Here is a 20,064-nt window from a genome sequence, read left to right as displayed (position 1 = left end):
CTGGTCCCCGACGACCGCGCTCAGGCTCCTCTTGGTAGACTCCCCGAGTGCAGATCCGCGAACTGAACGTGCCAGACAGCTATGAGATCACGCCGAAGCAGTTCGGTGACGACCGAGGCGTCTTCCTCGAGTGGTATCGCTTCGACCGGCTCGAAGAGGCCACTGGCCGCTCCATCGCCCTCGCGCAGTCGAACACGTCCGTGTCCAAGCGCGGATCGGTGCGCGGCATCCACTTCGCGGACATCCCGATCGGGCAGGCGAAGTACGTCACCGCCACGCGCGGCGCGGTCCTCGACTACGTCATCGACATCCGTGTCGGATCGCCCACCTTCGGGCAGTGGGACTCCGTCCTCCTCGACGACACGGACCGCAAGGCGATCTTCATCTCGGAGGGCCTCGGACACTGCTTCGTCGCGCTGACCGACGACGCCACCGTCAGCTATCTCGTGACCGACATCTACCGTCCTGAACGTGAACACGGCATCAACCCGCTCGACGAGCAGATCGGCCTGGTCCTCCCGCCGGAGGCCGGCACTCCCCTGCTCTCTCCGAAAGACACCGAGGCCCCTGGCCTCGCCGAAGCAGCGGCCGCCGGCCTGCTGCCGACCTGGGATGACGCCCGGGCGTTCTACGCGACCTTGAAGGGGAACTGACGATGCGCGGCATCATTCTCGCCGGCGGATCCGGCACACGACTCTGGCCGATCACGAAGGGCATCTCCAAGCAGTTGATGCCGATCTACGACAAGCCGATGATCTACTACCCCCTCTCCACGCTCATGATGGCGGGCATCAAGGAGATCCTCATCATCACGACGCCCGAGTACAACGAACAGTTCCGTGCGCTGCTGGGCGACGGTTCCGACCTCGGCATCCGCCTCGAGTACGCTGTGCAGCCCTCGCCCGACGGTCTCGCTCAGGCGTTCATCATCGGTGAGGAGTTCATCGGCGATGAGAGCGTCGCTCTCGTCCTCGGCGACAACATCTTCCACGGCACCGGTCTCGGCTCCGCGCTGCGCAACCACAACAGCATCGACGGCGCGCTCATCTTCGCCTACCAGGTGGCTGACCCGAAGGCCTACGGCGTCGTGGAGTTCGACGATGACTTCACGGCCCTCTCCATCGAGGAGAAGCCGGCCAAGCCAAAAAGCAACTACGCCGTCCCCGGCCTGTACTTCTACGACAACTCGATCGTCGAGGTCGCCAAGACGATCGAACCCTCGGCTCGTGGCGAGCTCGAGATCTCGACCGTCAACGAACGCTACCTCGAGCAGGGCGAGCTGCAGGTGCAGGTCCTCGACCGCGGCACCGCCTGGCTCGACACCGGCACCTTCGAATCCATGATGCAGGCGTCTGAGTACGTCCGCGTCATCGAGGACCGACAGGGATTCAAGGTCGGCTGCATCGAGGAGATCGCCTGGCGCGCCGGATGGATCGACGACGAGCAGCTCGCCGCACTCGCGGCTCCGCTGGTCAAGAGCGGCTACGGCCGGTACCTGCAGACCCTGCTGGAGACCGAACGCTGATGGCTGTCAACCGATTCCGCCAGAAGCTCGGACGGGCGCGGAAACTCGTCCAGGACGAAGGTGTTCGCAACCTGTTCGGGTACATCGCCCAGCGCACGGCGATCAAGCTCCTGACGCGAGAGCCGGCGGGCGGCATGCTCGTCGACTCGATGGACGTCTCCGACGTCGATTGGACCGAGCACGCCGAACGGTTCGAACACCCGACCACGGTCACCGAGGGGCCGGTGAAGATCGCGTGGATCATGTCGCCTCCCGGTAAGGAGAGCGGCGGGCACCAGAACCTGTTCCGGTTCATCAACTTCGCCGAGCAGGCCGGGCATGAGTGCACGATCTACCTGTACGACAATGTCGGCGCGGCGCCGACTCTCGCCGCGACGAAGGCGATGCTCCGTGAATCGAGCGCGTACCCGAATCTGCGTGCCGAGATCGTCGATTACGATCGCGAGGCCGGCGTACGCGCCGACACCCAGGCGCTCTTCGCCACCGGCTGGGAGACCGCGTACCCCGCGTACCGCGACGCCTCCTCCGCCCGTCGTTTCTACTTCGTCCAGGACTTCGAACCGCTGTTCTACCCACTCGGTTCGCAGGCGCTCCTCGCCGAGAACACCTACAAGTTCGGCTTCCACGGCATCACCGCCGGCGGCTGGTTGCAGCACAAGCTGAGCACTGAGTACGGCATGCCGTGCGACTCCTTCGACTTCGCGGTGGACAAGACGCACTACAGCGTGACGAACCGGGGAAAGCGCGACGAGATCTTCTTCTACGCCCGCCCCGTGACGCCGCGGCGCGCCTTCGAGCTGGGCATCCTCGCCCTCACGGAGTTCGCGCGGATGCGGCCTGACGTGACGATCAACCTCGCCGGCTGGGACGTGTCCGAGTTCACCATCCCGTTCAAGCACAACAACCTCGCGAGCATGGAGATCAACCAGCTCAACGCGGTCTACAATCGGTGCGGCGCCGGTCTCGTCCTCTCGCTCACGAACATGTCGCTCCTCCCGCTCGAACTCATGTCCGCCGGTGTCACGCCGGTGGTCAACGACGGCCCGAACAACCGGATGGTCTCCGACAACGAGAACATCGAGTACGTGCAGCCCTCACCCCTTGTCATCGCGAAGAAGCTCGTCGAGGTGATCGAGCGGCCGGACGCGATCGACCGTTCCGTCGCCATGTCCGCGTCTGTCGAGGCCATCGACTGGGCAGATTCGGGTACGCAGTTCGTGGACGCGTTCGAACGGGCTATGCGTGGCTAAGACGCTCGTCATCGGGGCGAACGGCTTCATCGGGTCGCACCTGGTGGAGGCGTTGCAGCGCGTCGGCCACGAAGTGAGCGCGTTCGACCGGTTCAGTGGCTCGGAGCCGACCTTCCGTACCGAAGGGGTCCGCCTCATCCGCGGCGAGTTCCTCAGCCGGTCCGACCTCGACGAGGCGGTGCGCGGTCAGGACCACGTGCTGCATCTGCTGTCGACCACGTCACCGGCGACGGCGGAGAGTGATCCGACGCTCGACATCCGCACCAACATCGCCCAGACCGTGGAGCTGCTGGAGGCGACCGCGCGCGCCGAGGTGAAGCACTTCTATTACGCCTCCACCGGCGGGGCCATCTATGGACCGCAGGGGCAGGCCCGCTACGCCGAGACCGACCGGGCCATGCCGATCTCGCCATACGGCATCGGCAAGCTGGCGATCGAGCACTATCTGCACTACTTCCGCACGCGTCACGGCCTCGCATCGACGTCTCTGCGCATCTCCAACCCCTACGGCACCCGCCAGCGGCCGAACCGGCGCCAGGGGCTCATCCCCATCGCCTTGCGGAACATCACCGAGGGCCGCCCGGTCGTCCGCTTCGGCGACGGTCAGATGGTGCGCGACTACGTCTACGTCGAAGACCTCGTGCGGATGATCGTGGCGTTCGTCGGGCGCGAGACCGAGCACGACCTCTACAACCTCGGCAGTGGCTTCGGCCTGTCGGTCAACGACATCCTCGCCGAACTCCGCAACGTCACCGGGGTGGACTTCGCCATCGAGGAGCGCCCGACGCCGCCGACCTTCGTCGACCGCGTCATCCTCGACACCGAGCGTTGGAGCAGGGAGTTCGAACCGGTCCCGCTCACACCACTGGCCGAGGGCATCCGCCGCACCTACGAGGACATGCTGGGCTGAGCGTCCCCTGTCGGAACCAGCTCAGGTGTCGCGCCGAGCGTGCGGTCACCCTCGGCCGAGGAGCTTCTGGAACCGCGTGCGGATGGCCGCGGGGTAACGGTGCCTGCGCAGCATCCGCATCTCCTCGATCTCGTTCGACACCTCAGCCAGCTGACGCTGGAGCAGTGCTTCGCGGTCGAGTCCGTGCAGTCGGCGCGTCTCCGAAAATCCGATCGCGAGGTCCCGGTCGCCCAGCACGTGCAGGGCTTGCTGTTGCAGGAGGTGCCGGCGGTGCTCCGCAGACGCCGGTGACAGCTCGTGCGACGGCACCGGTCCCGCGCTCGGCGCAACATCGGCGATCGCAGCGTACTCGGTGAATGCCTCGGTCACGGCTTCGCGGTCGCGGTTGATGAGCGAGGAGAAGTCAGGCCGCTCGTGCTCGATGCGATCGATCGCGGAGCGCAGCTCCGCATCCGTGCGGACCACGAAGTCGTCGAGACCGCGATCGGCGAAGTAGTAGCCGACCTTTCTCTGATGGATGGAGACGAACGGCACGTTCTGGCTGTAAGCGAAGATCGACGCGTGCAGCGAGGTGACCAGCACGGAGGACATCTGTCCGAGGACGGAGTGCAGCTCCAGCGGGCTCAGCTGGGGTAGGTCGATCGTGTTGCTGCGATCGAACGGGAGCGCCCGCATGAACGACTGGTCGCCGTTGTAGTGGGTGAAGGGGATGAAGACCTTGCGGTAGGGGATCGCATCGATGATGGGGATGAGGGTCTCGATCTGCCGGAGCGAATGCGGGACCACGTGGATGCCGACGAGCGGCTCGCAGGGTTCCACGCCTTCGATCGTGTACGTCGGGCTCTCCAGCAGCGTCGTGGCGCAGGGCAGGACTCGAACGTCGTCGACCGCGCGCCCGAGGACCTCCGCCTCGACGCTTGAGCGGGCGGAGACCACGGCGTACTCACGAAGGTAGTCGAGGTCGTCAGCCGTCGTCCAGACACCCGCGGCGTTCAAGATGTGCCGCCCCCGCGGCCGGAAGCGATCGTAGAATGCGTCCCCGGTGGTCCGGATGAGTTCGCCGCCGCCCACGATCAGGCCCGCGGCGGGCTCATGTTCGAACGGGTCGGCGATCCGAGTGCCGAAGCCGAGTCGATCGAAGACCTGCTGCCCCGCGATGCCGATCGCGATGTCGCCGGTGTTCGGGCTGATGGAGTCGTACAGGAGGGCGGCTGGACTGCTGATCGTGGGCTCCATAACTCAGGTGAGGGTGACGCTGGGGCGGAAGCGCACGAGCCCCTGACCGATGTCGTCGTGAGGGATCTCGAACGTTGCGGCGGGCGCTACTCGGTGGTAGGTGCGACCATAGGCGTCCCCGATGCCGACGTTGACGAGGTACTGTCCGGCACCCAAGCGGGCGTTGGGAAGGACGATCGTCACCTCGTGACGGCCCACGGTGTTGGGCAGCTGCACCGGCATGCCGAAGGTCGTCATGTTGTACACGCTTGTGCCGAGTCCGGTCTCCAGTGCGACGCCGACGCCCCACTCCTCGCGGGGGTCGTTGATGTCGACCTGCAAGCGCAGGGTGATGTCGCCGGATTCGAGGTCCTCGGCGTAGTACGCGTCGGCGGAGTGGAGATGGTACGGCTCGGTCGTCACGATTCCGGACTGCTGCTTCGAGTGCTCGGCCTCGCGGCGGTCGGCCTCGTAGCCTGCCCGCAGTTGGCGCAGCCCCTCCGCGGGATCGCCATCGTGCATGACGTTGCCGGCATGGAGGACGACGACGCGATCGCAGAGCGAGCCGACCTGGGCGGCCGAGTGGCTGACGAGGACGATGGTGCGTCCCTCGGCTTGAAACTCGGCGATCTTCTCCATGCACTTGCGCTGGAACGGCTCGTCACCGACCGCGAGCACTTCGTCGACCAGGAGGAGATCAGGGTCGACGTGGACGGCGACGGCGAAGGCGAGACGCACGTACATGCCGGAACTGTAGAACTTCACCTGGGTGTCGATGAACTCCTCGATACCGGAGAAGTCGACGATGGCGTCGAAGTAGCGGTCGGTCTCGCGGCGGGTCAGGCCGAGGATCGCAGCGTTGAGGTACACGTTCTCGCGGCCGGTGAGGTCCTGGTGGAACCCGGCACCGAGTTCGAGAAGCGCGGCCATGCGGCCGCGCCGGGAGACGGTCCCGCTGGTGGGTTCGATAATGCCGCCGATGGTCTTCAGCAGCGTGCTCTTTCCGGAGCCGTTGTGCCCGACGAGACCGACCGTGCTGCCGAGCGGGATGTCCAGGCTGACATCGCGCAGCGCCCAGAAGTCCTCGGTGCCCCGCCGACCGATGTTGACGATGCGTTCCTTGAGTGACTTGTCCTTGTGGATGATGAAGCGCTTCGACACCTGGTCGACGCGAATGATCGTGTTGTCCGTCATGGCTCCTGCGTCCTAGAGTTCCTGCGCGAAGTTGCCCTGGTAGCGCGAGAACACCCGCTGGGCGATCCAGAGCAGCACCAGGCTGATGGCGAGGGTGATCCCGAGACGCAAGGCGAGGTCCTCCGGCCAGACCTGCGCGAAGCTGCCCTCGGCGGTGGTGCCGGCGGACCAGAGAGCCTTCTGCATCGCGATGATGCAGGTGGTGACCGGGTTCGCGAGGTAGAGCTGCTCCAGCCAGTTCCCGCCGAGGGCCTTGTGCACGAAGGTGAAGGAGTACACGATCGGCGACGCCCAGAACAGCACCATCAGGGCCAGTTCGACGAGGTGCTGGACGTCGCGCAGGTACACGTTGGCGGCAGCGAGCATGAGGCCGATCGCGAAGGCGAAGACCACGAGGGTGACGACCGCGAGAGGCGCGAGGAGAATGTCGAGGGACCAAACGAAGTCGCTCAGGAAGGCGACCGCCGCGATAAGCACGACCAGCTGGATCAGGAAGTTGAACAGCGAGGTGCCCACGGAACTGAGCGGGAAGATCTCCCGCGGCAGGTATACCTTCTTGACGATGCCGGAGTTGCCCACGATCGAGCTCGTCGACGAGGTCACGACCTCGTTGAACAGGGCCCACATGGTGAGGCCGACGAAGACGAACACTGCGAAGTCGGGCACTTGGCGGGACAGCCCGAGCACCTGGCCGATGGCGAGGAAATAGATGAGCAGTTGCACGATCGGACGGAACAGGCTCCACACGAGGCCGAGTGAGCTGTCCTTGTACTTCGCTCGCACCTCGCGTTTGACGAGGAGCCCGAGGAGTTCCCGGTGGGCCCAGATGTCGCGGATCGACCCGGAGGTGCCCGCGAAGAACCCGCTCGAGCTGCCGACCGGCAGGAGGGGGAGAGCAGTGACGCGCGCCGCGCGGGTCTGATGTGGAGTCGCAGTCATGGAGTGGTTCGTCGAATCCTTGGAGTCGGAGGCGTCGAAATCGACGCGGGCACCCCTCCTCGGTCGGGGGCACACGATCAAGACATTCTACGTGTTCGGACTCTGTGCACCTACCGTCAGGGAAGCGTCACGGCTCCACCCGCCGATCGCCGCCGATGGCCATCCCGCGTTGCTCAGCGGAATTGTCCTCACTTGGGGGACAAACACCCGCTAGCCTAAGTCGACAACAGAGTGGAGTATCGGTATGGGTGTCAGGCGACGAATCGCGGGGATCGCGATCATCGTGGGGATCACGATCGGTGCCTCCGCATGCACCGGGCCGTCGCCGGATGACCCGGACACCACTCGCGCCCCGGTCCCGACGGAGACCTTCGTGACGAAGCCGCCGCAGGAGACGCCGACGCCGTTGCCGGTCGAAGCCGTCATGGTCATCGCGAGCGTCGACATGGACGGCGCGAATGTGAGCGTCTCCGGATACGTCGCCGGAGTGATCGAGGAGGCAGGCTCCTGCGAGTACCTGCTTTCCAACGGCACCGACGAGGTCCGCGTGCCGAGCACGGGTTCCGCCGACCGCGCCCAGACCTCCTGCGGCGTCGTCCAAGTGCCCATCAACCAGGTTTCCCGCGGCAGCTGGACCGTCGCGCTCGAGTACTCGTCCCCGACGACACCCAAGGTCGTCTCATCACCTCTCACCGTGGAGATCCCATGAAACGCCACTTCGCCGCCGTCATCGCGGTCATCGCCGTGATCGCCACCGGAATCGTGGTCTCCCCGGCCGCTCCGGCACCATCGGCACAGGCCGCGACGGCAAGCGACTTCAACGCGGGCAACATCATCAGCGACCAGCTGTTCTACGACGGCGGCGCGATGACCGAGGGGCAGGTCCAGAGTTTCCTCAACGCGCAGATGAGCGCCTGCCGGGCTGGATACACGTGTCTGAAGGACTACGCCCAGGCGACTCCGAACCGCGCCGCCGTGGCGTACCGATGCGAGGCCTACCAGGGGAGCCCGGGCGAGAAGGCCGCATCCATCATCGCGAAGGTCGGCGCGGCCTGCGGGATCAGCCAGAAGGTGCTGCTCGTCATGCTCGAGAAGGAGCAGAGCCTCGTCGGCGACACCTGGCCCTCGAAGCTGCAGTACAACATCGCCATGGGATACGGGTGCCCGGACACCGCGAACTGCGACCAGAACTACTACGGCTTCTTCAACCAGGTGTACGCGGCCGCACTGCAGTTCAAGAACTACCAGGCCAACCCCACCCGCTGGAACCACGTCGCGGGTCGCGTCAACACCGTTCGATACCACCCGAACGCCGCGTGCGGTTCCAGCCAGGTCTACATCCAGAACAACGCCACCGCCGGCCTCTACAACTACACGCCGTACCAGCCGAACGCCTCTGCGCTGGCCAACCTCTATGGCACCGGTGACGGGTGCGGCGCGTACGGCAACCGGAACTTCTGGCGCCTGTACACCGACTGGTTCGGCTCCACCACCGGAGCATCCAGCCTCGTCCGCACGACCGCGAACCCCACGGTGTACGTCGTCTCCGGGACCAAGAAGTACCCGGTTCCGAATGAGTCCATGCTGAGCGCGCTCGCGCCGCTCGGTCTCGTGACCTTCGTCTCGCAGTCCTACCTCGACAAGTACACCACCGCGCAGTCGGTCGGCCGGATCATGCGCGACACCAACGGCAAGATGTACTTCTTCGACGCCGGGAGCAAACTCCCGTTCGGATCCTGCGAGATGGTCGCTCACTACGGTGGCGCCTGCGACGAGAAGGGCTACGTGCAGCTGACCAACGAGCAGGTCGCCGGTTTCGCCACGGGCCCAGTGGTCACCCGCGTCCTCGGCACGATCGAAGGCGGTCGATACGCCATGACCGACGGACGGAAGCGCGAGATCCTCGACGCTCGTTCTCAGGCTGAAGCAGGCCTGGAGCCGACCTTCAACGTGCTGACCGAAGCCGGCATCGCCAATCTCCCACTGGATCCGCCGATCATTCGTGAATCGGCGTTCGTGCAGCAGCGTGGGACGAACGACTACTCATTCCTCGGGAGTGCGCAGCGGTACGCGATGGACGGGCCGACCGCAACGGCGATGGATCTCGCGCCCGGTCGTGTCGGCACGCTCAGCGCGGCGAGCCTCGGGAAGATCACGCAGTCCTCAACGGCGTTCACGGGCGTCGTCCGCATGCCCGGCTACACGATCAGCTCGGTGCTGTCCAACGGTCTGCGGTACGACTGGCAGGACGCCCCGGGTGCCAAGGTGCTCCCGTTCGTCCCGGCGAGCCAGGAGTTCGTCGGTGCCTATCCGATGCGAGGGGCTCTGGGGCAGAACTCCATCATCAAGTCCTCCAGTGAAGCGTCCGTGTACCTGGTCGACGCCGGGCTCGCCCGCAAGTTCTCGTCCTGGACGGCCTTGACCACCATCGCGGGCACGACGAGCCCGCCGATCGTCTCCGTCCCGCAGGGACTCGTGACGACCATCGGCAAGGGGACCGCGATCCTGACCCCCGGCACACTCTTGCGTACGGTCACCAGCCCGAAGCTGTACCTGATCGACGGCACCGGGAGCAAGATCCTGCTGTCGACGTTCGGGCCGAGCAACGAGATGGGTATCACCGGTTGGGATTATGCGTCCGACGCCGAGCTCGCGCCCTACGCGACGACGAACGCTCCGCTGAGCTACGGCGTGCAGTGCGGGACGCAGCGCTACATCGCCTCGGGTGGCAGCCTGCACGCGGTTGCTGAAGCGGACGCCGCGTTGTGGCCCATCGCCTTCACCCCGCTCAGCGACATCACCTGCAAGCTGCTCAAGAAGGGGACAGCGGCCGGGAAGTTCATCCGCACGCCGGATGGTCGGATCTCACTCCTCGAGGGAGGGCAGAAGCGCTCGATCCTCACCTTCGAACGTCTGGCCGAACTCGGCGGCACCTACGGCGGCTGGCTCGATGTTCCGGCCGACCTGGGCGCACAGGTCCCGGCGGGCCCGAACGCCTGACGCTGACGACGGAACGGCCGGTCTCCACCAGATGGAGGAGACCGGCCGTTTCGTCTGCGCGGTCATGCCTGTCGTCGATCGGTGCGGGGCAGCATCTCTCCGCTTCCCCGCCTCTGCGCCCCAGCGCGGCAGCGCGGCAGCGCGGCGGCGCGGCGGCTCGGCAGCGCGGCGGCGCGGCGGCTCGGCAGCGTGGCAGCTCAGCGCGTGAGGGCGTCGGCCACGGTGACGCCGATCACGAAGACGTAGCAGACGCACGCGAGGACCAGCAGTATCCGGCGATGCGGACGACCGGCGGCGAGGATCGCCACGCTCGCCAGGATGAGCGGGATCAGGTTGGCTCCGTACCGTGCTCCGAGGTTGACGAAGGTGCCCACCGACGCTGTGAAGACGACGGCGAGCACGGGTCCGGCGAGCACGCTCGCCACGAGGGTCACGTTCGTCACCGCGCGCTGCAGGCCTCGCTGACGGTTCAGCCAGACCACGCCGAGCACGCCGCCGATGCACAGCCACCCGATCGCCTGACCGATGAACGGAGCACCAGCGAAGTCGGTCGACATGGCGGACAACTCGCTCGAGCCGGTACCGAACATGGAGGGGATGAACGCCCACGCGAGCCCGACGGCGTCGGCGGCCTTCATCGGCCGTTCGTCGCCCATCACCGGACCGAGACCTATCACGTTGGCGGCAACGAACCGCGACCAGGCGACCTGCGCGATTGCAGCCGCCAGTCCGGCGACGAGCGTTCCGGTGATCGGGGCGATCGGCCCGCGGCCCGCGATCGCAGCGCGCCAGAGCCCGGGTCGGCGCCAGGCGGGGTAGTGATGGCGGCGGCTGACGATGCGGGCGATGGCGTACAGCAGGACGATGCCGATCGAGATCACGTTCACGGCCTTGATCAGGACGACGAGCACGAAGAATGGCACCAACCACCAGGCGTTGAGCCTGCCGCGGATGACGCGCTCGATCAGGATGACGGCGACCGCGCCGACGAGCGCGCCGGGTGCGTCGGTGGAGACGAAGGTGTAGGTCCACCACGCGAACGGCGTGGCGAGGAAGAGCAGCCCGACGCCGATCGCGGCCGTGGCATGCACCTTGAACATCCGGAGGACCGCTGTCATCGCGACCATCGTGCCGATGAGCCACAGCGTCCCGGCGAAGCGGGCGGCCTCCAGGAAGGTCAGTCCGGTGACGGCTTGGACAGCCGAGGCGACGAGCCAGGTCGGGGCGAAATACAGCGGGGTGTACAGCTGCGCGGACTGGACGCCCTTGAAGGGGAAGATCGTGTAGTCGATCGGCGTCACCCCGCACGCGTCGACAGGATTACCGTACGCCTGCAGTCCATTGCACGCCATCCAGTTCATCGCCGTCGTGCCGACGGGTTCACCCAGACGGATGAAGCCCTGGGTGGGGAACTTGTTCAGGTAGTCGAAGTACATCCACTCGTCGAAGGGAGAGAACGCCAGCGAATGCGACGCGGTCACACTCAGACCCATGACGAGCGCAGCGACGATGAGCGTCAGGTAGACGAGACGATAGCTGTCGCGGTGGGTGAGGCGATCGACCAGGGGCCGGATCCCGGTGCGGGTCAGAACGGTGCTCATACCGGCACCACCGACCACAGCAGCAGGGACACGGCGAGGATGGCGGAGTAGGCGAGGATGACGAGGTTCACCATTCGGTTTCGGGCGACGAGCGCGCTGACGAGCAGGAACATGGGAACGAGCGTCGCCGTCGCCATGCCGGAGACACCGTAGTGGAGTCCGGTGAGACGGGACAGGACCGACGCCGTGACCGGAGCCGCGACGACCGCGGCGATCACGAGGGCGACGGTCATCGCCGACCACCGGCGATCGGTCAGGTACAGCGCAGTCGCCGCGGCGAGTCCTGCGATGCACACCCACCCGAGTGGAATGGTCAGGGCCGGATCCAGCGGGTAGTCGGGGCTGGTCGCCGACGCTGAGGTCAGCGACAGCACGCCGCCCTGGAGGCTCATCGCGGCCTGCCGTAGGCGGGCGAGCGTGTCCGCAGGCGCCTCTGCCCCGACCTGGGTCGCCCCGCGGAAGGCGACCTTGACGATGGCGAGCGCCGCGAGCGCCCCGACCATGAGGCCTCCAGCCGAGAGCAGCGCGGACCAGCGCGTGCGACCAGGGAACCCGCGGAACCAGGGGAGCAACGAGATGCCGGCGAAGAGGGCCATCGCGAGGACGCCGACGAGGTGGGTGGAGTTGAGCAGCACTGCGACCGCGCCGAGCGGCAGGAGCCACAGGGCCGAGCACCGGCCCGTCACGGCCGCTCGGGTCACCACGAACAGTGCGGTCCCGACGAGCACGGTCGTGGCGAAGGGGGAACCGGGCCTGAATGCGTCCCAGGCGAGCGGTGAGACGACGAAGACAAGGACGAGTGTGCCGGTGGTGAGCGTGTCACCGGCCAGTTGCCGGATCGCCACGAAGAGCAGGAGCACGGTGGCGGCCGCCCAGAGCATGGCGGTGGCCGTGTTCGGGTTGAGGATCGTTCCAAAGGCACGGTTGCCGGCACCGATCGAGTCGATGACCTGCGCCTGGTCGAAGTCGCCGCGCCCGGTGACGGTGCGCAGCAGGATGAGGACCAGTTCGAACGCCGTCAGTGCGACGGCGACCTGCCAGCCGTATCTCCACGACGTTCGGACCGGAGGGTCGGCGGGTGCGGGCTCGTCCGTCGTGAGGTGGGTCGTCGTCATAGCAGCACCATGATACGCGGTGGGTCGTCCTGCGCCCGGACGCGCTCGGAACCGAGACGAGGACGATGCCGTCTCCGCAGGTCAACTCGCGACGAGCACGATCCAGCTCGCGACGAGCGAGAGTGAGAACAGGGCGGTCGCGAAACCGAGCAGGACCCTCCGCTGCGTGCGTCCGCTGCAGAGCAGGGCCACGCTGAGGAGGATCACCGGGAGCAGGTTGGCGCCGTAGCGGGCGCCGAGGTCGACGTACTCGCCGACGGAGATCGTGAACATGACGGCCAAGGCGGGTCCGGCGACGAGTGCCGCGACGAGCGTGACGCCGGTGACGAGCCGCTGGACGCCACGCAGCCGACCGAGCCAGACGACGCCGACGACGCCGGCCAGGCACAGCCAGCCGAGCATCGGCGCGAGCACGGGTTCCGGGAGGTAGAGGCGCGACACCGCGGCCATCTCGAACGAACCCGTCGCGAAGATCCCGGGGATGAACGACCACAGTTGCCCGATCACGTCGATCGAGGTCATCGGCCTGCCCTGGCCCATGTCGACCTGGGCGCCGACGGCGGAGCTCGCGACGACGCGCAGCCACGCGAGCTGGGCTGCCACGCCCAGCACGGCGCCGACGAGCGGCCCGGCCAGCATGGCGAGCGGGCCGCGGCCGCGCAGGGCGCTGAGCCACGCGCCAGGGCGACGCCACACCACGCGGTCGCGGTAGCGCATGATGAACCTCGTGACCGCGTACAGCACCACGAGCCCGATCGCGATGATGTTGACCGCCTTGATGAGCATCGCGAGGGTGAACAGTCCCACCAACCACCACGCGTTGGAGCGGCCCCGGGCGGCGCGTTCGATCAGGAGGATCGACAGCGCCCCGATGAGCACTCCCGGCGCATCGGTCGAGACGAAGGTGTACGTCCAGTACGCGAACGGAGAGGCGATGAAGATGAGGACGACCGCGATGGCCGCACTGGCCGGTACGCGGAACTGACGCAGGACCGCGGCCACGGCGATGACCGTGCCGATGAGCCACAGTGTTCCCGTGTACCTGGCGGCCTCGAGCAGCGACAGGCCCGTCACCGCCTGGACGGCGGTGCCCACCGCCCAGGTCGGCGCGAAGAAGACCGGCGTGTAGAGCTGCGCGGACTGGATACCGGCGAACGGGAAGATCGCCGGATCGATCGGGGTCACGTTGCAGGCGTTGACCGTGTTGCCGAACGCCTGGAAACCGTTGCAGGCGAGCCAGTTCATCGCGACGTCGCCGACGGGTTCTCCGAGGTGGACGTAGCCCTGCGTCGGGAACTTGACGAGGTAGTCGAAGTACATCCACTCGTCGAAGGGGGACAATGCTGCCGAGTGCCCGGCGGTGAGGCTCAACGCCATCACCGCGGCGGCGACGGCGACGACCACGTACACGAAGCGGTAGCGGTCACCGACGAGCAGCCGTTCGCCGACGCTGCTGCGCCAGGTTCGAACGCGCCCGGTGATATCGCCGCTCACGCGACGACCGCCGACCAGACGAGGAGCGCGCCGCCGAGGGTGAGCGCGTACACGAGTACGACCGCGGTCACGATCCGGTCTCGCGCGATGGATGACGAGGCGACGAGGACCATCGGCACGAGGGAGGCGACGCCCAGGCCGGAGAGGCCGAAGAATCCTCCGCTGATGCGGCTCAGCAGCAGGGCGGTCGCCGGGGCGGCGATGATTGTGGCCGCGAGCAGTCCGATCGACGCAGGAGCCCAGCGTCGGTCGTCGATGGAGACGATGACGCATGCCACGGTCCCGACGATGCCGATCCAGGTCAGCGGGACCGTCATCACCGCGGAGAACGGGAACTGGGCGGAACCGGCCCCGGAGTCGGTGAGCGAGACGAGGCCACCCTCGAGGCCCTGGTTGATCTGGACCAGGAGACCGGGCAGATCGAGCGGTCGTGCGAGGGCGAGCGCGTCCGGCGTGCGCGGCGGGGCGAGCACCGCGGCGAACGCCAGTCCGGCTGCGCCGCCGACGGCGAGTGACGCGGCGGTCAGCAACGGGCGGCGCGACCTCGCGCCAGGAGCCGACGGGCGGAAGCGCGGTAGGACGGCGAGGGCCGCCCACGCGAGTACCGCGAGCACGGCCACGAGGTTGCTGGTGTTCAGCAGGACGGCCGCGAACGCGACAACTCCCACCCAGGAGGGGTTGACCGTTCCGGCGAGGGTGGCTCTGTTCACGACCAACAGGCCGAGCCCGCAAAGCGCGGCGGTCGCGAACGGCGATCCGGGCAGGAACGCGCTCCAAGCGAGGGGGGAGACGATGAACACAGCCGAGAGCGCAGCGACGGCGAGCGGCGTGGCTCCGGCTGCGTGTAGGACGATCACCAGCGCCCAGACGGTCACGGCTCCCCAGAGCAGTGCGGTGACGAGGTTCGGGTTCAGGAGGGCGGCCGGTGAGGACGCGTCCGCACCGATCGCGTGGACGAGGAGGACCGGGTCGAACCCGGCACGACCGGTGGCGGCTCGGAGGATGAGCAGCGTCCAGAGCAGCGCGACAGCCACCGCTGAGATCGGCCAGAGCGCGAGCGGTCGCAGGCGCGGCTCCGATGTGGCTTCGACGCCGATCGGATGGGTCGATGAGGAGGTCGTCTTCATGGCCACCCCAGACTAGACGCGCGAGCCCCGAGGTCCCGGCAGCCCGGCGGACTTCGCGCGGATCGGTGAGACGGACAGGGCGCCCGCGCGTGGGTCTTGTATGGTCGGTGAATCACCGAAGGAGTCTCGTGTCAGAAGCCGCAGTACCGGCGCCAGCGCCGTCAGGGCGAGGCGCACCCTCCCGGTTGCTCCTCGGAACCGCGATCGGTGGCGGCACGGGCTACCTGGTCACCGCGATCGCCGGGCCGGCGCTCCAGCCGGAGGCCTACGCCTCGTTCGCCGTGTTCTGGTCCGCGCTGTACCTGATCCTCGCGGCGCTCGGCGGCCTGCAGCAGGAGATCGCCAGGAGCGCGACGCCGGTCTCCGCCACCGACGTGCCGCCCTCGCACTCCCTCGCCAGACGTTTCGCGATCGCCGCCGCGGGGGTCGTCGTCGCCCTGATCCTCGGTTCCGCCTGGCTGTGGGTCGGCGGCGTCTTCCCGGTCGGCGGGTGGGCGCTGGTCCTGCCGTTGGCGCTCGGGACCGCCTCCTATGTCGCCGTCGCCACCGTGGTGGGTGTGTTCTACGGCCTGTCGATGTGGAACGCGATCGCGATGCAGATGTCCCTCGACGGCATCATCCGCCTCATCAGCGTCGTCGTCGTCCTGTTCGTCACCACCGATCCGGCGCTCCTCGCCTGGGCGGTGATCCTGCCCTTCGTCCTCGCCCCCGTGCTCGTCTGGCCGTTCGTACGCCAGCGGGTGGTCGGTCGGTTCGTCCTCGATGTCGGAGCACGTGAGCTCGTCTGGAACGTCATCCGCACCGTGGTCGCCTCGGCGGCCACGGGCATCATGGTCAGCGGGCTCCCACTGCTGCTCCGAGCGACGGCTCAGGGTGAGAGCGACGCGCAACTCGGCGTGATCATCTTCGCGATCACCCTGCTGCGCGCGCCCGTCGTCATCGTCGTGATGGCGATGCAGAGCTTCCTGATCGTGTTCTTCCAGCAACGCGCTGATGCGATCTGGCGCACCCTCGCTCCGATGGTCGCGATCATCCTCGCCGGTTCCGGAGCCATCGCCCTCGTGGTGTGGTGGCTGGGGCCCGGCATCATGGGCTGGCTCTTCGGCGAGGTCTACCGGTTGGACGGCGGACTGCTCGCACTGCTGGTGCTGAGTGCCGGACCCGTTGGCGCCCTGTGCGCCACCGGGGCGGCTGCGCTCGCCCAGTCGCGGCACGGGACCTTCACCTTCGGCTGGGTCATCGCCGCGGTCGTCACGATCATCATGCTGCTCGTGCCGAACGAGCTCGCGACCCGAGCGGTGCTGGCGCTGTCGATCGGACCCGTCGTTGGCCTGCTGGCCCACATCTTGCTGTTGCTGGGCGCTGCTCGGAGACCCGGCGCTGCTCGGCGGCTCAGCGGCTCTCGGAGTCCAGACGACGCTCCAGCTCGCTGAGCCGCATGTCCTGCAGGGCAGCGCGTTCGGCGAGCGTCTGGGTCTTCTGCTCGAGCGTCGTGAGCTCCGTGCTGTGCTGGATGCTCACGAGGAACAGGATGAAGATGCTGACGAAGAAGACGAGATTCGTGGGCAGTGTGATGCCGACGATGTCCGCGGCCCACGTGAGTACGCCCGGGAACACGCCGATGATGAGGGCGAGGACACCGGCCACCATCCACCAGATCGCGTGACGCTCGCGGAGGCGGCGACGGCGCAGCATCTCGACCACGACACCGAGGGTCAGCAGGGCACTAGCGATGCCGAAGATGTAGGTCGCGATGCTCATGCCGGTTCTCCCTGGGCCAAGGTCAGTGGCGGTCTGATGAGGGCGAAGACAAGTGCGATCCCGGCCCGACCGAGGTAGGTCGCCGCCTTGAACGGGTTGTGCGAGGGTGTGCCGCCGGCCCGCGGGCGCATCGCGACCGGCACCTGGCGGACGACGCAGCCGGCCCGAGCTGCGATGACGAGGGACTCGATGGTGTCGCCGAGGTACTCGGCCGGGTAGTGCTCGGCGAACAACCGCACGGCGCGAGGACCCGTCGCGCGGAAGCCGCTGGTCGTGTCGGTGAGCCGGGTCCGCGCCACCTTGCTGAGGACGCCGGAGAGCACGACCATCGCCCAGCGGCGTGGACCACGGACCTGGTAGTCGCCCTCGCCGGCGAAGCGGGCGCCGAGCACGATGTCGGCGGTGGCGAGTTCGGCGACCAGCTGGGGGACACCTGCAGGGTCGTGCTGACCGTCGGAGTCGACCTGGACGACGTTGTCGTAACCGTGCTCGATGGCGTACTTGAAGCCGACGCGCATCGCGCCGCCGACACCCAGGTTGAAGGGCAGCTCAGCCACGACAGCGCCGGCCGAACGGGCCTCGACCGTCGTGTTGTCGGTCGACCCGTCGTTCACGACGAGGATGCTCACGCCGGGGAGTCTGGCTTGCACTTCGCGGACCACCGCTGCGACGGAAGCCTCCTCGTTGAACGCAGGCATGACGATGAGCGTGCGCTCGAGTTGGTGCGGCATGGGTCAATTCTAATCAGGGGTGGGGTCGGTTCCCGCGAGCCCAGCGCGGCGGTTCATCCGAAGGTATGCCTGGCTAGGACCCGGATACCTGCGCCGTCGCGCGCGAGGACAGCTTTCGGCAGCTGGAGCAGGGCGTTCAGGCGGGAGGTGAGGTGGGCGCGCGACACCCGCGCGGCCTTCCGCCAGCCGAGGGACGCCTGGCGCTCCGCCTCCTCGGCGAACACCGTCCGCTCCTGCTGGAAGCGTCGTCCGTCGACGGCGGTGTACGAGGACACGCTGCCGCCGTGGCGCCGGTAGCGGAAGACGGGCACGTCGTCCAGGACGAGGGTCCCTCCGCCGCGGAAGATCTCCATCATGAGGGCTAGGTCCTGCACGACCTGCAGGTCGCGCCGGAAGCCGAAGCGCCGCACGGTCGCGACCCGCCAGCACACGGAGGGGAAGTACGCCCAGTTGCCGCGTAGCAGGCTCGAGGTGAGCTCCTCGCCGGCGAGCTGGAGCGGCTGCGGAGCCTTCGGACGCAGCCAGGCCTTGACCCGGTCGCCGAGCGGACGGACCACGACGCCGTCGCCGTCGATGACCTCGACCCCCGGCTGGATGAGGTCGGCGTCGGGGAAGTGGGCGGCGATCTCGGCGATGCGGGCGACGTAGCCGGGGAGCAGCTCGTCGTCGCAACCCATGAGGACGCAGCGTTCGGCGGTCGCGAGTTCGATGCAGCGGTCGAAGTTGCCGCTGACACCGAGATTGCGCTCGTTGCGGATGTAGACGATGCGCGCGTCGCCGATCGACTGCACCCACTCACCGGGCGCGGTGTCCGGATAGACGTCGTCGACGATCACGAGACGCCACTCGGGGTCGCTCTGGGCGATGACGCTTCGCACGGCCGCCTGGAAGTGGTCGAAGCGGCCGTAGAAGGGCATCAAGATGTCGAGCGTCACCCACGTACGGTAGCAAACCCTCAGCCGGCCCCCGCTGTCGGCTCCGTCGGTCGGGCGGACGTCGACGTTTGGGTCGGCGGATGTCGGCCAACACTCTGCAGCGTCAAGCAACCGATCGCCAGCCTTCGCCGTTCCGCGGCGTATGCACCGGCTCGGGTACACTCATTCGAGTCGAAGCGCCGCCCAGCAGGCCACCGACAGGCACGACGCGACGCCAGACGAGAGTGAGCACCATGACCGAGAACACCCCGAAGAAGGCCGTCATCACCGGTATCACCGGCCAGGACGGTAGCTACCTCGCAGAACTCCTGCTGTCGAAGGGATACGAGGTGCATGGCTTCGTGCGTCGCGCGTCGACCTTCAACACCGGTCGGATCGACCACATCTACGACCCCGAGGCGACCCACGACGGTTCGCCCAGGCTCCAGTTGCACTTCGCCGACCTGGCCGACGGGTCGCGCCTGGCGACGCTGCTCGCGGAGATCCAGCCCGACGAGGTGTACAACCTCGCCGCGCAGTCGCACGTGCGGGTCAGCTTCGACGAGCCGGAGTACACCGGCGACACGACCGGCATCGGGACGGTCCGGCTCCTCGAGGCCATCCGCCAGATCGGTCTGCACTGCCGCTTCTACCAGGCGTCGAGTTCCGAGATGTTCGGGGCGACGCCGCCGCCGCAGAACGAGGAGACCCCCTTCTATCCGCGCTCGCCCTACGGCGTCGCGAAGGTCTACTCCTACTGGATCACGCGGAACTACCGCGAGGCCTACGGCATGTTCGCGGTCAACGGCATCCTGTTCAACCACGAGTCACCGCGACGCGGTGGCACCTTCGTGACCCGCAAGATCACCCGCGCCGCCGCTCGCATCGCCGCAGGCCAGCAGGACTTCCTGTACATGGGCAACCTCGACGCCGTCCGCGACTGGGGCTACGCGCCCGACTACGTCGAGGGCATGTGGCGGATGCTGCAGGCCGACGAACCGACCGACTTCGTCCTGGCCACCAACACCGCGTACACGGTCAAGGACTTCCTCCAGTTCTCCTTCGAGCGGCTCGACCTCGACTGGGAGAAGTACGTCAAGTTCGACGAGCGCTACCTCCGTCCCACCGAGGTCGACGCGTTGATCGGCGACTACGCCAAGGCCGAGTCGGTCCTCGGCTGGACCCCGAAGGTGCTGCCACCGCGCCTCGCGCAGATCATGGTCGACTCCGACGTCGCCGAGCTCGAGGCGTCGGGCAAGCCCTACATCGACACCGCGGAGGTCTAGGC

At 67.4% G+C, this 20,064-nt stretch carries 18 protein-coding genes; 8 read left to right on the top strand and 10 right to left on the bottom strand.

What is annotated here, in order from left to right:
* The first annotated feature begins 47 nt into the window (after window positions 1-47).
* From QRN19_RS06380 to QRN19_RS06365, 4 genes are read left to right on the top strand one after another with little or no spacing between them, the layout of a single operon-like run.
* Entirely contained in the window at window positions 48-653 is a 606-nt protein-coding gene (locus QRN19_RS06380) for a dTDP-4-dehydrorhamnose 3,5-epimerase family protein (protein WP_285025901.1), read from the top strand.
* 2 nt (window positions 654-655) lie between these two features.
* Window positions 656-1,525: a glucose-1-phosphate thymidylyltransferase RfbA gene (gene rfbA, locus QRN19_RS06375; RefSeq protein ID WP_285025899.1), complete on the top strand. Its 870-nt coding sequence runs from the start codon at window positions 656-658 to the stop codon at window positions 1,523-1,525.
* Entirely contained in the window at window positions 1,525-2,775 is a 1,251-nt protein-coding gene (locus QRN19_RS06370; protein WP_285025898.1) for a rhamnosyltransferase WsaF family glycosyltransferase, read from the top strand. Before rfbA ends, QRN19_RS06370 begins: the two co-directional genes overlap by 1 nt.
* Entirely contained in the window at window positions 2,768-3,685 is a 918-nt protein-coding gene (locus tag QRN19_RS06365; RefSeq protein WP_285025897.1) for an NAD-dependent epimerase/dehydratase family protein, read from the top strand. The genes QRN19_RS06370 and QRN19_RS06365 overlap by 8 nt, the downstream gene beginning before the upstream one ends.
* A 45-nt stretch (window positions 3,686-3,730) precedes the next feature.
* Here QRN19_RS06365 and QRN19_RS06360 read toward each other — a convergent pair whose 3' ends face one another.
* The 3 genes from QRN19_RS06360 to QRN19_RS06350 are packed head-to-tail and all read right to left on the bottom strand — an operon-like array spanning window position 3,731 to window position 7,033.
* On the bottom strand, window positions 3,731-4,921 hold the full coding sequence (locus tag QRN19_RS06360; RefSeq protein WP_285025896.1) for a polysaccharide pyruvyl transferase family protein: 1,191 nt from the start codon (window positions 4,919-4,921) through the stop codon (window positions 3,731-3,733).
* Window positions 4,922-4,924: 3 nt separating this feature from the next.
* Window positions 4,925-6,094 (bottom strand): ABC transporter ATP-binding protein, encoded by a 1,170-nt coding sequence (locus QRN19_RS06355; protein ID WP_285025895.1) that lies wholly within the window; start codon window positions 6,092-6,094, stop codon window positions 4,925-4,927.
* Between the two features lie 12 nt (window positions 6,095-6,106).
* On the bottom strand, window positions 6,107-7,033 hold the full coding sequence (locus QRN19_RS06350) for an ABC transporter permease (protein WP_285025894.1): 927 nt from the start codon (window positions 7,031-7,033) through the stop codon (window positions 6,107-6,109).
* Window positions 7,034-7,277: 244 nt separating this feature from the next.
* Here QRN19_RS06350 and QRN19_RS06345 point away from each other — a divergent pair, with 244 nt between their 5' ends.
* Window positions 7,278-7,742 (top strand): hypothetical protein, encoded by a 465-nt coding sequence (locus QRN19_RS06345; protein ID WP_285025893.1) that lies wholly within the window; start codon window positions 7,278-7,280, stop codon window positions 7,740-7,742.
* The gene (locus tag QRN19_RS06340) at window positions 7,739-10,033 is read left to right on the top strand and encodes a hypothetical protein (protein WP_285025892.1); all 2,295 of its coding nucleotides are present in this window, start codon (window positions 7,739-7,741) and stop codon (window positions 10,031-10,033) included. Before QRN19_RS06345 ends, QRN19_RS06340 begins: the two co-directional genes overlap by 4 nt.
* A 197-nt stretch (window positions 10,034-10,230) precedes the next feature.
* On the opposite strand, the gene QRN19_RS06335 is transcribed toward QRN19_RS06340, so the two are convergent.
* The 4 genes from QRN19_RS06335 to QRN19_RS06320 all read right to left on the bottom strand — a co-directional run bounded on the left by QRN19_RS06335 (window position 10,231) and on the right by QRN19_RS06320 (window position 15,370).
* Window positions 10,231-11,634: a hypothetical protein gene (locus QRN19_RS06335; protein WP_285025891.1), complete on the bottom strand. Its 1,404-nt coding sequence runs from the start codon at window positions 11,632-11,634 to the stop codon at window positions 10,231-10,233.
* Window positions 11,631-12,749: a hypothetical protein gene (locus tag QRN19_RS06330; protein ID WP_285025890.1), complete on the bottom strand. Its 1,119-nt coding sequence runs from the start codon at window positions 12,747-12,749 to the stop codon at window positions 11,631-11,633. The genes QRN19_RS06335 and QRN19_RS06330 overlap by 4 nt, the downstream gene beginning before the upstream one ends.
* A gap of 81 nt (window positions 12,750-12,830) precedes the next feature.
* Entirely contained in the window at window positions 12,831-14,243 is a 1,413-nt protein-coding gene (locus QRN19_RS06325; protein ID WP_285025889.1) for a glycosyltransferase family protein, read from the bottom strand.
* Window positions 14,240-15,370 (bottom strand): hypothetical protein, encoded by a 1,131-nt coding sequence (locus tag QRN19_RS06320; protein ID WP_285025888.1) that lies wholly within the window; start codon window positions 15,368-15,370, stop codon window positions 14,240-14,242. The genes QRN19_RS06325 and QRN19_RS06320 overlap by 4 nt, the downstream gene beginning before the upstream one ends.
* A gap of 128 nt (window positions 15,371-15,498) precedes the next feature.
* On the opposite strand from QRN19_RS06320, the gene QRN19_RS06315 reads away from it, so the two are divergent.
* Window positions 15,499-16,803, top strand: a complete 1,305-nt coding sequence (locus QRN19_RS06315) for a polysaccharide biosynthesis protein (protein WP_285025887.1) — start codon at window positions 15,499-15,501, stop codon at window positions 16,801-16,803.
* On the opposite strand, the gene QRN19_RS06310 is transcribed toward QRN19_RS06315, so the two are convergent.
* The 3 genes from QRN19_RS06310 to QRN19_RS06300 are packed head-to-tail and all read right to left on the bottom strand — an operon-like array spanning window position 16,763 to window position 18,797.
* A complete protein-coding gene (locus tag QRN19_RS06310; protein ID WP_285025886.1) occupies window positions 16,763-17,131 on the bottom strand; it encodes a DUF2304 domain-containing protein in 369 nt (122 codons plus the stop codon). The genes QRN19_RS06315 and QRN19_RS06310 overlap by 41 nt on opposite strands.
* On the bottom strand, window positions 17,128-17,862 hold the full coding sequence (locus QRN19_RS06305) for a glycosyltransferase family 2 protein (protein WP_285025885.1): 735 nt from the start codon (window positions 17,860-17,862) through the stop codon (window positions 17,128-17,130). The genes QRN19_RS06310 and QRN19_RS06305 overlap by 4 nt, the downstream gene beginning before the upstream one ends.
* Before the next feature lie 53 nt (window positions 17,863-17,915).
* Window positions 17,916-18,797, bottom strand: a complete 882-nt coding sequence (locus QRN19_RS06300) for a glycosyltransferase family 2 protein (RefSeq protein ID WP_285025884.1) — start codon at window positions 18,795-18,797, stop codon at window positions 17,916-17,918.
* A 233-nt stretch (window positions 18,798-19,030) separates the two neighbouring features.
* Between QRN19_RS06300 and gmd the strand changes: the two genes are divergently transcribed.
* Window positions 19,031-20,062 carry a GDP-mannose 4,6-dehydratase gene (gene gmd, locus QRN19_RS06295; RefSeq protein ID WP_285025883.1) on the top strand — a complete coding sequence of 344 codons (1,032 nt, stop codon included), beginning with the start codon at window positions 19,031-19,033 and terminating at the stop codon, window positions 20,060-20,062.
* Window positions 20,063-20,064: the final 2 nt, after the last annotated feature.

Origin of the sequence: Plantibacter sp. ME-Dv--P-122b (genome assembly GCF_030209375.1) — a bacterium.
In the GTDB taxonomy this organism is placed as follows: Bacteria; Actinomycetota; Actinomycetes; order Actinomycetales; family Microbacteriaceae; genus Plantibacter.
Note: the sequence above shows the minus strand (reverse complement) of the source record. Positions and strands in the feature narration are given on the sequence as shown.

Bases quoted from the DNA above. Each gene is read 5' to 3' on its own strand.
- rfbA (WP_285025899.1), top strand. From the start codon at position 656: ATGCGCGGCATCATTCTCGCCGGCGGATCCGGCACACGACTCTGGCCG.
- QRN19_RS06370 (WP_285025898.1), top strand. From the start codon at position 1,525: ATGGCTGTCAACCGATTCCGCCAGAAGCTCGGACGGGCGCGGAAACTC.
- QRN19_RS06360 (WP_285025896.1), bottom strand. From the start codon at position 4,921: ATGGAGCCCACGATCAGCAGTCCAGCCGCCCTCCTGTACGACTCCATC.
- QRN19_RS06355 (WP_285025895.1), bottom strand. From the start codon at position 6,094: ATGACGGACAACACGATCATTCGCGTCGACCAGGTGTCGAAGCGCTTC.
- QRN19_RS06350 (WP_285025894.1), bottom strand. From the start codon at position 7,033: ATGACTGCGACTCCACATCAGACCCGCGCGGCGCGCGTCACTGCTCTC.
- QRN19_RS06345 (WP_285025893.1), top strand. From the start codon at position 7,278: ATGGGTGTCAGGCGACGAATCGCGGGGATCGCGATCATCGTGGGGATC.
- QRN19_RS06340 (WP_285025892.1), top strand. From the start codon at position 7,739: ATGAAACGCCACTTCGCCGCCGTCATCGCGGTCATCGCCGTGATCGCC.
- QRN19_RS06335 (WP_285025891.1), bottom strand. From the start codon at position 11,634: ATGAGCACCGTTCTGACCCGCACCGGGATCCGGCCCCTGGTCGATCGC.
- QRN19_RS06330 (WP_285025890.1), bottom strand. From the start codon at position 12,749: ATGACGACGACCCACCTCACGACGGACGAGCCCGCACCCGCCGACCCT.
- QRN19_RS06320 (WP_285025888.1), bottom strand. From the start codon at position 15,370: ATGAAGACGACCTCCTCATCGACCCATCCGATCGGCGTCGAAGCCACA.
- QRN19_RS06310 (WP_285025886.1), bottom strand. From the start codon at position 17,131: ATGAGCATCGCGACCTACATCTTCGGCATCGCTAGTGCCCTGCTGACC.
- QRN19_RS06305 (WP_285025885.1), bottom strand. From the start codon at position 17,862: ATGCCGCACCAACTCGAGCGCACGCTCATCGTCATGCCTGCGTTCAAC.
- gmd (WP_285025883.1), top strand. From the start codon at position 19,031: ATGACCGAGAACACCCCGAAGAAGGCCGTCATCACCGGTATCACCGGC.